Origin of the sequence: Bradyrhizobium sp. CCBAU 53340, assembly GCF_015291645.1 — a bacterium.
In the GTDB taxonomy this organism is placed as follows: domain Bacteria; phylum Pseudomonadota; class Alphaproteobacteria; order Rhizobiales; family Xanthobacteraceae; genus Bradyrhizobium.
The window spans coordinates 6,152,335-6,167,143 of sequence record NZ_CP030055.1 but is presented as its reverse complement, the minus strand read 5'-3'; the positions used below and the strand labels follow the sequence as shown (position 1 = coordinate 6,167,143).

At 64.9% G+C, this 14,809-nt stretch carries 13 protein-coding genes; 9 read left to right on the top strand and 4 right to left on the bottom strand.

Annotation, left to right across the window (positions count from 1 at the left end; genetic code table 11):
- A complete protein-coding gene (locus tag XH89_RS29155; RefSeq protein ID WP_194468668.1) occupies positions 1 to 516 on the bottom strand; it encodes a helix-turn-helix domain-containing protein in 516 nt (171 codons plus the stop codon).
- A gap of 447 nt (positions 517 to 963) precedes the next feature.
- Complete coding sequence (locus XH89_RS29150; protein ID WP_194463797.1) at positions 964 to 1,971, bottom strand: polyprenyl synthetase family protein; 1,008 nt, start codon at positions 1,969 to 1,971, stop codon at positions 964 to 966.
- 131 nt (positions 1,972 to 2,102) lie between these two features.
- Here XH89_RS29150 and XH89_RS29145 point away from each other — a divergent pair, with 131 nt between their 5' ends.
- The 6 genes from XH89_RS29145 (at position 2,103) to glyS (ending at position 7,758) form a co-directional block, all read left to right on the top strand.
- Entirely contained in the window at positions 2,103 to 2,330 is a 228-nt protein-coding gene (locus XH89_RS29145; protein ID WP_194463796.1) for a DUF2007 domain-containing protein, read from the top strand.
- Positions 2,323 to 3,090 (top strand): tRNA1(Val) (adenine(37)-N6)-methyltransferase, encoded by a 768-nt coding sequence (locus tag XH89_RS29140; protein WP_194463795.1) that lies wholly within the window; start codon positions 2,323 to 2,325, stop codon positions 3,088 to 3,090. Before XH89_RS29145 ends, XH89_RS29140 begins: the two co-directional genes overlap by 8 nt.
- A gap of 216 nt (positions 3,091 to 3,306) precedes the next feature.
- Positions 3,307 to 4,215, top strand: a complete 909-nt coding sequence (locus XH89_RS29135; protein ID WP_194463794.1) for a S49 family peptidase — start codon at positions 3,307 to 3,309, stop codon at positions 4,213 to 4,215.
- Positions 4,216 to 4,321: 106 nt separating this feature from the next.
- The gene (locus XH89_RS29130; protein WP_128953284.1) at positions 4,322 to 4,513 is read left to right on the top strand and encodes a hypothetical protein; all 192 of its coding nucleotides are present in this window, start codon (positions 4,322 to 4,324) and stop codon (positions 4,511 to 4,513) included.
- Between the two features lie 213 nt (positions 4,514 to 4,726).
- On the top strand, positions 4,727 to 5,659 hold the full coding sequence (locus tag XH89_RS29125) for a glycine--tRNA ligase subunit alpha (RefSeq protein WP_194463793.1): 933 nt from the start codon (positions 4,727 to 4,729) through the stop codon (positions 5,657 to 5,659).
- Positions 5,659 to 7,758, top strand: a complete 2,100-nt coding sequence (glyS, locus tag XH89_RS29120) for a glycine--tRNA ligase subunit beta (RefSeq protein WP_194463792.1) — start codon at positions 5,659 to 5,661, stop codon at positions 7,756 to 7,758. Before XH89_RS29125 ends, glyS begins: the two co-directional genes overlap by 1 nt.
- Positions 7,759 to 8,011: 253 nt before the next feature.
- Here glyS and XH89_RS29115 read toward each other — a convergent pair whose 3' ends face one another.
- Positions 8,012 to 8,365 (bottom strand): DUF1236 domain-containing protein, encoded by a 354-nt coding sequence (locus XH89_RS29115; RefSeq protein ID WP_194463791.1) that lies wholly within the window; start codon positions 8,363 to 8,365, stop codon positions 8,012 to 8,014.
- Between the two features lie 226 nt (positions 8,366 to 8,591).
- Between XH89_RS29115 and XH89_RS29110 the strand changes: the two genes are divergently transcribed.
- The 3 genes from XH89_RS29110 (at position 8,592) to XH89_RS29100 (ending at position 13,793) form a co-directional block, all read left to right on the top strand.
- Positions 8,592 to 8,747 carry a DUF3096 domain-containing protein gene (locus XH89_RS29110; protein WP_128953280.1) on the top strand — a complete coding sequence of 52 codons (156 nt, stop codon included), beginning with the start codon at positions 8,592 to 8,594 and terminating at the stop codon, positions 8,745 to 8,747.
- A 94-nt stretch (positions 8,748 to 8,841) separates the two neighbouring features.
- Positions 8,842 to 11,805, top strand: coding sequence for a pyruvate, phosphate dikinase (ppdK, locus tag XH89_RS29105; RefSeq protein WP_194463790.1), 2,964 nt, complete (start codon positions 8,842 to 8,844; stop codon positions 11,803 to 11,805).
- 527 nt (positions 11,806 to 12,332) lie between these two features.
- Positions 12,333 to 13,793, top strand: coding sequence for a cell wall hydrolase (locus tag XH89_RS29100; protein WP_194463789.1), 1,461 nt, complete (start codon positions 12,333 to 12,335; stop codon positions 13,791 to 13,793).
- A gap of 131 nt (positions 13,794 to 13,924) precedes the next feature.
- On the opposite strand, the gene nadC is transcribed toward XH89_RS29100, so the two are convergent.
- The gene (gene nadC, locus XH89_RS29095) at positions 13,925 to 14,803 is read right to left on the bottom strand and encodes a carboxylating nicotinate-nucleotide diphosphorylase (RefSeq protein ID WP_194463788.1); all 879 of its coding nucleotides are present in this window, start codon (positions 14,801 to 14,803) and stop codon (positions 13,925 to 13,927) included.
- Positions 14,804 to 14,809 lie beyond the last annotated feature (6 nt).

The window sequence follows — 14,809 nt, the reverse complement described above, 5'->3', positions numbered from 1 at the left end:
TCAGTCTCCAGTCGGCGCGATCGCCGGGTTCATGGCTTTGAGCGAGGTGAGCCGCCGCCGCATCAGGCGGCTCGCGGCAGGACCTGCGATCACGACCGCATTGGCCAGCGTGATCGGTTGCCTGTCGGCAGCGTCGACCACGACCGGTTCGAGCGGCCGACGCTCGTCCCGGCTCGCCAGCAGAATGGATTCGCCCTTCGGCGCCAGATGCCTGTTGCCCCAGGCGAGCAGCGTCGCGATCACGGGGAAGAAGTCCCGCGCCTTGTCCGTCAGCACATATTCGTAACGCGGTGGCCGCTCATGATAGCGGCGGCGGACGAACATGCCCGTCTTGGTGAGATGGGCGACGCGACGCGACAGGATATTCGGCGCGATGCCGAGATTGCGCTCGAACTCGTCGAACCGCGTCGAGCCTTGAAGCGCGTCCCGCAGGATCAGGATGCTCCACCACTCGCCGACCGTCTCCACGGCACGGCCGACCGGGCATTCCAGGATGGAGGGGGATTTGGGCTGCATGGCGAGGAAGGTAGGGGAGTGGCTTTCAAAATGCAAGTTACTATCGGAAATGTCGTGGCCGCGGAGGGGAGCCACGAGACTTCGAAGCAGTGGCTGAGGTCTGGACGTGAGTTTATGACGGTGCTCGCGCCCCTTGCTCCGTCATTGCGAGCGCAGCGAAGCAATCCAGACTGTTTCCGCGGAGGGATTCTGGATTGCTTCGCTGCGCTCGCAATGACGGTGTGGGAGCAGCGTGCTCAAAGCTATCGCCGTCACCCCCGCACAACGGCGAAGCCGTTGTCGCTGGAGGTGCTCGCCTGTTCGGCGAGCCTCGAAGGGCGACGGCCCGGCTGCATCTGGGCCGTGCATCCTTCGAGGCTCCCGGCGCGATGCTTTGCATCGCGCCACTCGCACCTCAGGATGACGGGGCCAACAATCGCTGGGAAATCGGAAAGCCGGTCGTCGCGCTCAGTGCGACCTTGCCAGGCAGAACGCCACCACCTGCTCCAGCGCGCTCTTCATCGGCGAGGACGGGAACAGCGCCAGCGCGTCGACCGCCATGGCGCCGTAGTGCTGGGCGCGGCTGAGCGTGTCCTCGAGTGCGCGGTGCTTGTTCATCAGGCCGATGGCATGGTCGAGGTCGGCATCGCCGATCTCGCCGCGCTCCAGCGCCTTGATCCAGAAGGCGCGCTCGGTGTCGTTGCCGCGGCGGAAGGCGAGCACCACCGGAAGCGTGATCTTGCCCTCGCGAAAGTCGTCGCCGGTGTTCTTGCCGAGCTTGGCACTCTTGCCGCCATAGTCGAGCACGTCGTCGACGAGCTGGAAGGCGATGCCGAGATTCATGCCGACGGAGCGACAGGCGGTCTGCTCGGCCTTGGGGCGGTTGGCGATGACGGGGCCGACCTCGCAGGCGGCGGCGAACAGCTCGGCGGTCTTGCCGCGGATCACGGCAAGATATTCGTCCTCGGTGGTCGCGGTGTTCTTGGCGGCGGCAAGCTGCATCACCTCGCCTTCGGCGATGGTGGCGGCGGCCGCGGAGAGGATGTCGAGCGCGCGGAGCGAGCCGACCTCGACCATCATGCGGAACGCCTGGCCGAGCAGGAAGTCGCCGACCAGCACGCTCGCCTCGTTGCCCCAGAGCATGCGCGCCGAGAGCTTGCCGCGGCGCATCTCGCTCTCGTCGACGACGTCGTCGTGAAGGAGGGTGGCGGTGTGCATGAACTCGACGGAGGCGGCGAGCTTGATATGGCCGTCGCCGGTGTAGCCGGCGAGATTGGCCATGGCGAGCGTCAGCATCGGCCTCAGCCGCTTACCACCGGAGGAGATCAGGTGGTTGGCCACCTCCGGGATCATGGTCACGTCAGACCCGGTCCGCGACAGGATCGTGGCGTTGACGCGCTCCATGTCAGGGGCGACAAGGGCAACCAGCTCTTCGATCGACGCGCCGGGAGTTTCGAAAGGTACGATGACGGCCACGCCGGTCTCCAACATTTGCCCCGGAGGGGCTATTCTGACGGAAAGACAATAGAAACTGGAAGGGGATGCGGCAAGGGCCTGTGGAACCATTGACATTTGCCGCTCACCCCCGTTCAGGCAGGAGGCTCGTTTTGCGAGAACTGGTTCGGACCAACGATATCGTGCTGGTGTCTGCGATCGGCGCGCTGCTCGACGGCGCCAACATCCATCATCTGGTGCTGGACCAGAACATGAGCGTCATCGAGGGCTCGCTCGGCGTCCTGCCGCGACGGATCCTGGTCCATGAGGACGATGCCATCGAGGCGAGGGCGCTCCTGACCGAGGCCGGGCTGAGCCACGAACTGCGCGGCGATGATTGACGTCGTCACAGATCTCACCGAGGACGCCTTTCTCGGCGGGCAGCTGCTGCTGAAGCAGAAGCGATCCGGCCACCGCGCCGGTCACGACGCCATCCTGCTCGCGGCGGCGACCGAGGCCCGCGAAGGCGACCGTGTGGTCGATTTCGGCGCCGGCATCGGCACGGCCGGGCTGGCGCTGGCCCGGCGCGTGGCCGGGATCGATCTCTGCCTCGTCGAGATTGATCCGGAACTGGCCGAACTCGCGCGCGGCAATGCCGCCACGAACGCGATTGCCGCTGATGTGATCGTGCTCGACGTCACTGATGATGCACAGGCTTTCGCGGCACATGGGCTCATGCCCGACAGCGTGGATTGTGTGGTGATGAACCCGCCCTTTAACGATCCCGCACGACATCGTGGCTCGCCGGATCAGGCCCGGCACACCGCCCATGTTGCGACCGGGGAGACGCTGCATGCGTGGGTGCATGCAGCGCGGCGTATCCTTCGATCGAACGGTGCGCTCACGCTGATCTGGCGTGCGGATGGCATCGCGGACGTCTTGGCAGCGCTGTCACGCGGCTTCGGCAGCGTGTCGATCCTGCCGGTTCATGGTGAAGCGGGACGTCCTGCGATCCGCGTGCTGGTGCGCGCGGTCAAGGGCGGACGGGCGCCGACGCGATTACTCCCGGGCCTCATGCTCAATAATGAGTCACGCGTGCCCAAAAAAGAGGTGCGGAATATTCTGGAAGGGAGAGCGGTCTTGCCGCTGGCGGAGCCGTGACGGCTTACTGGGGAAGCGATTCCGACTGCTGTTCTGGCTGGGACGTAAAGCGAATCGCCGTAAAAAGCGCGCCCATCAGCATCAACAGCAGATAGATCTTCATGTCGTTTCCTCCGCTGCCTCATTGCAGCTTCCCAACGGGCATTCTGCAAAACACGTTCCAGGCACCAGCAATGACAGTCGCGTGATAAATAAAGGTTAACCAGAGGTGACGGCATGGCCGAACAATTAAACGATCGCGAGAATTCCGGCCTGGCCGACAAGCTCATGCAATATCTGCCGGCGCGCTTCCGCCCCGGTGCCGCGGTGGTGCCGGTGGTGCGACTGTCAGGTGTCATCGGCGCGGTGACGCCGCTGCGTCCGGGCATGACGCTGGCGGGCGTCGCCCGCGTGCTGGAGCGGGCGTTTTCATACCGGCACGCCAAGGCGGTCGCGCTGGTGATTAATTCGCCCGGCGGATCGCCGGTGCAGTCGCGCCAGATCTATCTGCGCATCAAGCAGCTCGCGACGGAGAAGAAGCTGCCCGTGCTGGTGTTCGTCGAGGACGTCGCGGCCTCCGGCGGCTACATGATCGCCTGCGCGGGCGACGAGATTTTCTGCGATCCATGCTCGATCCTCGGTTCGATCGGTGTGGTCGGCGGCAGCTTCGGTTTCCAGGAGGCGATCAAGCGGCTCGGCATCGAGCGGCGCCTCTACACGGCCGGCGCCCACAAGGCGATGCTCGATCCGTTCCTGCCCGAAAATCCTGATGACGTCGCCAAGCTGAAGGCACTTCAGCGCGAGATCCACCAGATCTTCATCGCGCTGGTGAAGGAGAGCCGCGGTACCAGGCTGAAGGGCGCCGACGACACCCTGTTCACCGGCGAGTACTGGGCCGGCGAGACCTCGATCGCGCTTGGGCTCGCCGATGGCATCGGCGATCTCCGCTCAACTCTTCGTGCCCGTTATGGTGAGAAGGTTCTCACCCCCGTGATCGCACAGCCGACCGGGCTGCTGTCCAGCCTGCTCGGGCGGAAATCGCCCGGCGCGGGTCAGCTTTCGGCCATGGAATCAATGGCCGGGTTGCCGGATGAGCTGATCTCGGCGGTCGAGACACGGGCGATTTGGGCGAAATTCGGGTTCTAGGTTCAGTCTTCCCGCGCCATTTGGTCCGTGCCGAGCCAATTGCGGCGCAGCCCGGACTGCGCGAATATGCGCGTGGGGGCTGAGAGCACTACACAAGGATCGACCGATGCCGCCGTTCGTCGCATTCGCGGGCGTCCTGGGCGGGCTTGCCGTGGTCCGCTGGGCCTACAAGACCGCACTCAGGATCAACGAGGAGCTCGAGGAGATGCGCCTGTCGCGCGTCGCCGAGGCCGCCCATATGGGGAATATCCAGACGCTGAAGCGTGACCCCGTGACCGGAGCGTATAGGCCGGGGTAACAGGTGCCGTAGGGTGGGCAAAGCGAAGCGTGCCCACCCCACCAGCATCGGAAAGTCCCGGAAAGATGGTGGGCACGGCGCAAGGGCGCCTTTGCCCACCCTACGGCCTTCTGCCAGGATCGGCCCGAATCCGCCCCCTTTGCCTTGATTCCCATCCCCGCCGTCGATACGGTCCCGCGCGATTCAAACCCCCCGCGAGAGCCTGATCTGACGATGGATTCCTTGCCCGACCATATGCGCCCGGAACGCTCGTTCCAGGGCTTCATCCTCGCGCTCCAGCGGTTCTGGGCCGAGCAGGGCTGCGTGATCCTGCAGCCCTACGACATGGAAATGGGTGCGGGTACCTTCCATCCGGCGACCACGCTACGCGCGCTCGGCCCGAAGCCCTGGAACGCGGCCTATGTGCAGCCCTCGCGCCGGCCCAAGGACGGCCGCTACGGCGAGAACCCGAACCGGATGCAGCACTACTACCAGTTCCAGGTGATCATGAAGCCGTCGCCGCCGAACCTTCAGGACCTGTACCTGAAGTCGCTCGCCGCGATCGGCATCGATTCCGCCGTTCATGACATCCGCTTCGTCGAGGACGATTGGGAGAGCCCGACGCTGGGTGCCTGGGGTCTCGGCTGGGAGTGCTGGTGCGACGGCATGGAAGTGAGCCAGTTCACTTACTTCCAGCAGGTCGCCGGCTTCGAATGCGCGCCTGTTGCGGGCGAGCTCACCTACGGGCTCGAGCGCCTCGCGATGTATGTGCAGGGTGTCGACCGCGTCTACGATCTCAACTTCAATGGCCGCGACGGTGACCAGAAGGTCACCTATGGCGACGTCTTCCTGCAGGCCGAGCGCGAATATTCGCGGCACAATTTCGAGATCGCCGACACCGCGATGCTGTTCGAGCAGTTCAAGATGGCGGAAGCCGCTTGCCGGAAATATCTCGAATCCGGCTGGCGCGAAGGTAACCGCAAGGAGCACCTGATGGCGCTTCCCGCCTATGATCAGTGCATCAAGGCGAGCCACGTTTTCAACCTGCTCGACGCGCGCGGCGTGATCTCCGTGACCGAGCGACAGAGCTACATTCTTCGCGTGCGCGAGCTGGCCAAGGCCTGTGGCGAAGCCTGGACCCATACTGAAGCGGGCGGAGTGGCCTGATGCCCGATCTTTTGCTTGAACTGTTCTCGGAAGAGATCCCCGCGCGCATGCAGGCCAAGGCGGCCGACGATCTGCGCCGCCTGGTCACCGACAAGCTCGTCGCCGAAGGCCTGGTCTATGAGGGCGCGAAAGCCTTCGCGACGCCGCGCCGTCTTGCGCTGACTGTGCACGGCATTCCCGCGCGCCAGCCTGATCTGAAGACCGAACGCCGTGGCCCGAAAGTCGGCGCGCCGGATGCGGCCGTGCAAGGCTTTCTGAAAGCGACCGGCCTGAAATCGCTGGACGAAGCCAAGATCCAGCGCGACCCCAAGGGTGATTTCTACATCGGGTTGATCGAGAAGCCCGGCCGCGATGCGATCGACGTGCTCGCGGAAATCCTGCCCGTGATCATCAGAACCTTCCCCTGGCCGAAATCGATGCGCTGGGGCGCACGCTCGGGCAAGCCCGGCTCGCTGAGCTGGGTGCGTCCGCTGCACGCGATCACCGCGACCTTCGGCCTCGAGACCGAAGAGCCCGATGTCGTAAAATTCTCGGTGGACGGGATCGAGGCCGGCCAGACCACCTACGGCCATCGCTTCCTGGCGCCGTCGGCGATTTCGGTGCGCCGCTTCGAGGATTACGAGGCCAAGCTGCTCGACGCCAAGGTCGTGCTCGATCCTGACAGGCGCAAGGACGCAATCCTGACCGACGCCAAGCAGCTTGCCTTCGCGCAAGGCTTTGAGCTCGTCGAGGACCAGAACCTGCTCGACGAAGTCTCGGGCCTCGTCGAATGGCCGGTCGTGCTGATGGGCTCGTTCGAGCCGGAGTTCTTGAAGACGCCCGGCGAGGTGATCCGCGCCACCATCCGCAACAACCAGAAATGTTTCGTGGTGCGCGACCCCAAGACGGGCAAGCTCGCGAGCAAGTTCATCCTGGTCGCCAACATCGAGGCCACCGACGGCGGCAAGACCATCATTGGCGGCAACGAGCGCGTGATCCGCGCGCGGCTGTCGGACGCGAAATTCTTCTACGAGACCGATCTGAAGACCAGGCTCGAGGATCGGCTGCCGAAGTTCGAGCAGATCGTGTTCCACGAAAAGCTCGGCACCCAGGCCGCGCGCATCATGCGCATCGAGCGATTGGCTGCCGGGATCGCACCGCTGGTCGGTGCCGATGTCGCCAAGGCCACGCGCGCCGCGCATCTCGCCAAGGCGGATCTGCTCACCGAAGTCGTCGGCGAATTCCCTGAGGTGCAGGGCCTGATGGGCAGGTACTACGCGCTGGCCCAGGGCGAGGACGCTTCGGTCGCCGCCGCCTGCGAGGAGCACTACAAGCCGCAGGGGCCTGCGGATCGCGTGCCGACCGACCCGGTCAGCGTTGCCGTGGCGCTCGCCGACAAGATCGATACACTCGTCGGCTTCTGGGCCATCGACGAGAAGCCGACGGGATCGAAGGACCCGTATGCGCTGCGCCGTGCGGCGCTCGGTGTCATCCGCTTGATCGCCGAGAACGCGCTGCGTCTGTCACTGATGAAGATGGCTGCGTCTGCGCTCGCCGGCCTGGCAGTGAAAGCTGCGGATGCCGAGAAGCTCCCGAGCGATCTGCTTGCCTTCTTCGCTGACCGCCTGAAAGTTCAGCTGCGCGAGCAGGGCGCGCGCCACGATCTCGTCGATGCGGTGTTCGCACTCGGCGGCCAGGACGACCTGCTGATGATCGTCCGCCGCGTCGATGCGCTCGGCAAGCTCCTGGAGTCCGACGACGGCAAGAACCTGCTCGCCGGCACCAAGCGCGCCAGCAACATCCTCTCGATCGAGGAGAAGAAGGACAAGCGCACGTTCGACGGCGCGCCGGATGCCGCGCTCTACAGTCTTGGTGAGGAGAAGGCGCTGGCCAAGGCGATCGGCGAGGTGAAGGCGGAAGCGAGTGCCGCCGTCGCCAAGGAAGAATTTGCCGCAGCGATGAGCGCGATGGCGAAGTTGCGTTCGCCGGTCGATGCGTTCTTCGACAAGGTCCGCGTCAATGACGACGATGCCAAGGTGCGCGAGAACCGCCTGAAGCTGCTGAACGAGATCCGCAGCGCCACGCGTGCGGTGGCGGACTTCTCGAAGATCCAGGATTGAGGCGCGGTAAGAGACGCTCTCGTGCCCCGGACGCAGCGCAGCGCTTCTTGAGCGGTGCGCTGCAGAGCCGGGGCCCATGCTGGCCGCTTGCTCGCGGCTTCTGGGTCCCGGGTCGCGCTTTGCTTGCCCGGGACACAAAAAAATGCCCCGCCCGGCGGGGGGAAGACCGGGCGGGGCCTGATGTCCGATTACACTGCTAGCGCCAGCCTGATTGATGTGGCGCGCCGGACATCTAGTTGAACGGCAACATGTCCTAGTCCATCACCTCGACGATGCGCCGCGAGCGCGGCTCGACCAGCACCGTCTCGCCGTTCACGACCGTGTAGCGATAGGTCGTGGCGCCGAAACGTTGCGGCACGTCATAATAGGTGATGCCGGTTTCAGGTAAGGTGGCACCGACCACGACGCGATCGGGAATGCTGAAGGCAGGGACTCGCTGCTCGATGACATAGTCACGGAAAGCCGGCCGCTGCTCGACTGCAATCGTCGGACCGCTATCGACCACAGCCGGCGCGCGTCCCACTGTGATCCCGGTTTGCGCCTGCGCTGCGACGGGCGAGCCAATCGCGGCCGCGAGCGCTGCAAGGGCGAGAATCCTGTTTCGCATGGACAACTCCTTCGACGTGGCTTGACGGGGAAGCGCCACTGGCGCGACCGGTTGCCAATGCTGCGCTGCGCGTGATGTTCCGGAAAAAGCCTTGCCGCATACGCGGCAATTTCGGGCAGTTTTCGCGAAGCCGGGAACCGGGATCAGTCCTTGTGCGTCTCTACGGGCGAAACCGGCTCCGCTATCATCCCGCCGCGATTCGCCTCATCCCACGGAAAGATAATTCATGCACCTCACCGTCGCCCACATCTCGCCGCTCCTGTCGCTGCTTGCGGGCGTTCTCATCCTGATCATGCCGCGCCTTCTCAACTTCATCGTGGCGATCTTTCTCATCCTCAATGGTGCGATCGGGCTCGGATTGTTGAAGTGGCTCCATCTCTAGGCCTTCATTTTCCGGAACTCTGACTTGCGCGGGCCCGCCCAAAATGGTGTAAGGCCCGCAATTTCCCGTCCCTCTCGCAGGTTGTGTGCAAGCTATGGCCAAAGCCGCCTCGAAGCCGAATAAAACTGCAGCGAAATCAAAGCCCTCCGCCAAGGCGAAAGCCGCACCGGCGGCGCGCAAGGCGCTCCCCAAGAGCGCCGTGAAGAGCGTTCCGAAGCCGGTAGCCAAGGCCGGTGCCAAGCCGGCTGTTAAGCCGGTCTCGAAGCCGGCGGCCAAGCCGGCTGCGAAGGCTGCGACCAAGCAGGCCGCGCCGAAGGTCGCCGCGAAAGCTGCTCCGGCCAAAAGCGCAGCAGCCAAGAGCGCAGCAGCCAAGATTCCCGCCAATAAGTGGGTCTTCACTTTCGGCGATGGCAAGGCCGAGGGCCGCACGGAGATGCGTGACCTGCTCGGCGGCAAGGGTGCGAACCTCGCCGAGATGGCCAATCTCGGCCTGCCAGTGCCTCCGGGCTTCACCATCCCGACCTCGGTCTGCACTTATTTTTACGCCCACGACAAATCCTATCCGAAGGAATTGCAGTCGCAGGTTGAGAAGGCGCTGGACTATGTCGGCAAATTGACCGGCAAGGTGTTCGGCGACACCAAGAACCCGCTGCTCGTCTCCGTACGATCAGGCGCGCGCGCCTCGATGCCGGGCATGATGGACACCGTGCTCAATCTCGGTCTCAACGACCAGACGGTGGAAGCACTATCGGAACTGTCAGGTGACCGTCGCTTCGCCTATGACAGCTATCGCCGCTTCATCACGATGTATTCCGACGTGGTGCTCGGTTTCGAGCATCATCACTTCGAGGAAATCCTCGACACCTTCAAGGACAGCCAGGGCTACACGCTCGACACCGACCTGTCGGCCGAGGACTGGGTTGAGCTGGTTGGCAAGTACAAGGACGCGGTTGCGCGCGAGACCGGCAAGGAATTCCCGCAGGACCCGCACGACCAGCTCTGGGGCGCGGTCGGCGCGGTGTTTTCGTCCTGGATGAACGCGCGCGCGGTGACCTACCGCAAGCTGCACGACATTCCGGAATCCTGGGGCACCGCGGTCAACGTGCAGGCCATGGTGTTCGGCAACATGGGCGAGACCTCGGCGACCGGCGTCGCGTTCACCCGCAACCCCTCGACCGGCGAGAGCAAGCTGTACGGCGAGTTCCTGATCAACGCACAAGGTGAGGACGTGGTGGCGGGCATCCGCACGCCACAGGACATCACCGAAGAGGCGCGGAAAGAGTCGGGCTCCGACAAGGCGTCGATGGAATCGGCAATGCCCGAGGCCTTCAAGGAGCTGACGCGGATCTACACGCTGCTCGAGAAGCACTACCGTGACATGCAGGACATGGAGTTCACGGTCGAGCAGGGCAAGCTGTGGATGCTGCAGACCCGCGGCGGCAAGCGCACCGCGAAGGCGGCGCTGCGCATCGCGGTCGAGCTCGCCAATGAGGGCCTGATCAGCAAGAAGGAAGCGGTGACGCGGATCGACCCGGCCTCGCTCGACCAGCTCTTGCATCCGACCATCGATCCCAACGCCAAGCGCGACGTGATCGCGACCGGCCTGCCGGCCTCGCCTGGTGCGGCCTCCGGCGAGATCGTGTTCTCGTCGGACGAAGCCGCCAAGCTCCAGGGCGACGGGCGCAAGGTGATTCTGGTCCGCATCGAGACCAGCCCGGAAGACATCCATGGCATGCACGCCGCCGAAGGCATTTTGACCACCCGCGGGGGCATGACCTCGCACGCGGCGGTGGTCGCGCGCGGCATGGGCAAGCCCTGCGTCTCCGGCTGCGGCACCATCCGCGTCGATTACGGCCGCGGCACCATGAGCATCGGCTCGCGCACCTTCAAGGCCGGCGACGTCATCACCATCGACGGTTCGCTCGGTCAGGTGCTGGCCGGCCGCATGCCGATGATCGAGCCGGAATTGTCAGGCGAGTTCGGCACGCTGATGAACTGGGCCGACCAGGTCCGCAAGATCGGCGTCCGCGTCAACGGCGACACGCCTGACGACGCCCGCACCGCGATCAAGTTCGGCGCCGAAGGCATCGGCCTCTGCCGCACCGAGCACATGTTCTTCGAGGAGACCCGCATCCGCACGGTACGCGAGATGATCCTCTCCGAGGACGAGCAGTCGCGCCGTGCGGCGCTGGCCAAGCTGCTGCCGATGCAGCGCGCCGACTTCGTCGAGCTGTTCGAGATCATGAAGGGGCTGCCCGTCACGATCCGTCTGCTCGACCCGCCGCTGCATGAGTTCCTGCCGCACACCCATGCCGAGGTCGAGGAAGTGGCGCGCGCCATGAACACCGATCCGCGGCGTTTGGCCGACCGTGCGCGCGAGCTGTCGGAGTTCAATCCGATGCTCGGCTTCCGCGGCTGCCGCATCGCGATCGCCTATCCTGAAATCGCCGAGATGCAGGCACGGGCGATCTTCGAGGCTGCAGTCGAAGCCGAGAGGCGCACCGGCAAGGCTGTCGGCCTCGAGGTCATGGTGCCGCTGATTGCGACCAAGGCCGAGCTCGATCTGGTCAAGGCGCGGATCGATGCTACCGCGAAGTCGGTGATGCGCGAGACCAACACCAAGATCGCCTATCAGGTCGGTACCATGATCGAGCTGCCGCGCGCGTGCCTGCTCGCGGCCGAGATCGCGGAGAGCGCTGAGTTCTTCTCGTTCGGGACCAACGATTTGACGCAGACGACCTACGGCATCAGCCGTGACGATGCGGCGAGCTTCCTCGGTCCGTACGTGGCGAAGGGCATCCTCTCGGTCGATCCCTTCATCGCGCTCGACCAGGAAGGCGTCGGTGAGCTCGTCAAGATCGGCGTCGCGCGCGGTCGCAAGACGCGGCCCTCGCTCAAGGTCGGCATCTGCGGCGAGCACGGCGGCGATCCGGCGTCTGTCGCGTTCTGCCACAACATCGGCCTCAACTACGTCTCCTGCTCGCCCTACCGCGTGCCGATCGCGCGGCTTGCCGCGGCGCAGGCTGCGCTCGGCAAGGCGATTGCGAGCCAGGCGTAAGCCGAGGCGATATACACGAGATGCGGAAGAGGCGGGGCTTGGCTCCGCCTCTTTTCATTTGAGGCGATCACACGGTGATTGAGTTCGCGCAGCTGTTTGCTCCGTCATCCTGAGCGGCGCGGTGCGCAGCGCCGTGTCGGGAGCCTCGAAGGATGAAGCGGCCGAGATGCAGCCGGGCCGTCGCCCTTCGAGGGCCGCTGAAGAAGCGGCCACCTCAGGGTGACGGTGAAATACAGGCGTCTGCTTGCAATGACAAAGGAGGGAACCGCGCGCGTCCCGTATTGATACGCGCCATCTAGAGTTCCTTCACCATTCGCGTTGACCGATTGTTTACCGCTTCAGATGAGCCCGCATTTACCAATGCGCAGCATCGCTCCGTGAAAACACCTGACGTCGCTTGAGTGTGCCCTGCGCGCAACGCCGATTAACGCCCCAGCAACCTAAATTAGATACTCACGATAAAGATCGAATTGCACGGATGCACTGGGTTCGGTCGAAACTGGCGTAAGCGTAGCGTGAGCGTATCGATGTCAGTGTTGCGTAACCATCCGAAGGGCGCGCGGTTCGCGTCCTTCGGACTAGGTCTCCTGGTCTTCGCGCTGATGCCGCGAGAGATCGGCTATCAGGACATAGGCTCGCTGCTGGCGCGTCAGCCCGGCGTCGCCGAGCGCTGGCAGAAGCAGGTGTTCTCTGCGGCTTCGTCCATCCAACTCGCTACTTACAGTTTCTCGCGCCCGATCGGGACGTCTGCGCCGCAAAGCGCGATGGTGCGTCTCGCAAGCCTCGATGGCCGCGACGTCACCGGCTCGATCCCGCGTAACCCGGCGCTTCAGACGCCGACGCGCTACCAGGCCTCCGATTTCCCCAAGGTCGATCGCGCGCTGAAGGGCGACCGTCTCGCCATCGTGACGCCGGCGCCAGTGCCGGAGACGCCTGCGCCGGCCGATGTGCCCGCGCAGCAGGATCCCGCGACCTCGAATAGTTCCGTGTTCGGCGCCAAAACCGTTCAGCTCCCCGTCGCGCAGCCGCAGGCGATGTCGCCGGAATCCGCAGCAGCGCTCGACCCGGAGCTCCAGGAGGCGATGCGCGCACCGCCGCTGCCGCAATATGCCAATCCGCCGAAGGCCGACGACAATGCGCTGTCCTTCGCAGCCCAGCCGCTCAACGCACCGAAGCAGGCGGCGGTCGCCGCTCCGCCGCGCGATCCTTTCAGCGTCAAGACCTCGAACCTGTTCTTCGGCAGCTCCTCGCTCGGTGGCGCCATCGAGAGCATCGAGAGCTGGCAGCCGGGCGCCGAGCCGTTGATCGTGATGCCCGATCCCGACATGAAGCTGACCTCGCTGTCGCCGCCGAACGAGGATGTCGGAAACGCGACCGAGAGCGGCGAGAGCGTTGCGCCGAAGGGCGAGGTCAACGCCGACAACCAGCGTTCCAAATCGCCGGCCGAGCGCCTGGCGCTGGACGAGAAGTCACGTGCGAAGTCGGAAAAGTGCCTTGCCGAGGCGGTCTATTTCGAATCCCGCGGCGAGGCCGTGCGTGGCCAGATCGCGGTCGCTCAGGTCGTGATGAACCGCGTATTTTCCGGCAAATATCCCGATACGGTGTGCGGCGTGGTCTACCAGAACAAGTATCGTCACTTCGCCTGCCAGTTCACCTTCGCCTGCGACAACAATCCCGACGTGATCCGCGAGCCCGAGATGTGGGAGCGCGCCAAGAAGATCTCGAAGGCGATGCTCGACGGCCAGATCTGGTTGCCCGAGGTCGGCAAGTCGACGCACTACCACGCCTATTGGGTGCGCCCGTCCTGGGTCGCCGAGATGAAGAAGATGTACAAATTCGGCGTGCACACCTTCTACAGGCCGCGCAATTGGGGCGACGGTAGCGAGGAGCCGAGCTGGGGCACGCCGGCGCAGACCGCCGCGCTCTCGGCCGAGCTCGTCCAGGAGGCCAAGAGCTCTGCCGAGATGGGCGTGACCGAGCGGCGGTAGGCGTCTTAGCAAACGGTCGTCGTGCCCGGGCTTGTCCCGGGCATCCACGTTCTTCGTGCGGCGTGGCGAGACGTGGATGGCCGGGACGAAGCCCGGCCATGACGCTGAGGAAGCTTCGGTGCCTCCTCCTCTCACATCTCGATATCCAGAGCGCAGTCGAAATTCGGCGCCGAATGCGTCAGCGCGCCCGATGAAGCGTAGTCGACACCGGTCGCGGCGATTGCCGCAATCGAGTCCGGCGTGACGCCGCCGGAGGCTTCCAGCTTCAGGCGGCCCTCCACCATTCGCACAGCCTCGCGCAGCGTCGCGATGTCCATGTTGTCGAGCAGCACCGCATCGGCGAGGTCCGTGGCGAGCACGTCGCGCAGCTGCGCCAGCGTATCCACCTCGATTTCGATCTTGACCAGATGGCCGGCATGGGCGCGGGCGCGCTCCAGCACGGGGCGGATGCCGCCGGCGACCGCGATGTGATTATCCTTGATCAGGATGGCATCGTCGAGACCGAAGCGGTGGTTGAAGCCGCCGCCGCAACGCACCGCGTATTTCTCCAGCGCGCGCAATCCAGGCGTGGTCTTTCGCGTGCAGCAGATGCGCATCTTGGTGCCCTCGGTGCGTGCGACGTAGTCGGCCGTGAGCGTGGCGACTCCCGAGAGGCGGCCGACGAAATTCAGTGTGGTCCGTTCCGCGGTGAGAATGGCGCGAGCGGGGCCGGAGATCGTGAGCACCTGCTGCCCGCGGACCACGCGCGCGGCGTCGCGGACATGCGCGCGCACCTCGATGTCGGGCGATAGTCGTTGCAGCGTCGCCAGCGCGAGCGGCAGGCCGGAGATGATGCCGGCCTGACGCGCGACCAGGACCGCCTGCGCCTTGGTCGCCTCAGGGATCGTCGCGAACGATGTGATGTCGCCGGCGCGGCCGAGATCCTCATCGAGTGCGCGATGCACGGCTTCGTCGATGGCAAGGGGCGAGAGGAAGGCGTCGGGATAGAGCAGGGAGGTCGGGGTGATCATGGGATT